Below are 208 nucleotides of genomic sequence, written 5' to 3' on the forward strand. Positions count from 1 at the left end.
GTTATATCGCTGTGCACAACTTGATGGTGTGAGCGCACACTAAGCTTAAGGCCTTTATCGCTAGATAAAATAGCATAATCACTTTGCAGTGGCGCTAAAATGTCTTCAATGTAAAAGTGGCGTGGGGTTGTCGTCATAGCACCTTGCTCTAGGTTAGCTATTTCAAGTAGTGCTGCCATTAAATGCACTGTAGAATCAAGACTGTCGC

At 43.3% G+C, this 208-nt stretch carries 1 protein-coding gene; it reads right to left on the reverse strand.

Annotation, left to right across the window (positions count from 1 at the left end):
• On the reverse strand, positions 1-208 hold a 208-nt coding region (locus V6260_RS19470), incomplete at both ends, for a hypothetical protein (RefSeq protein WP_341595640.1).

Source organism: Pseudoalteromonas aliena (assembly GCF_038155085.1).
GTDB classification, from domain to species: Bacteria; Pseudomonadota; Gammaproteobacteria; order Enterobacterales; family Alteromonadaceae; genus Pseudoalteromonas; species Pseudoalteromonas aliena_A.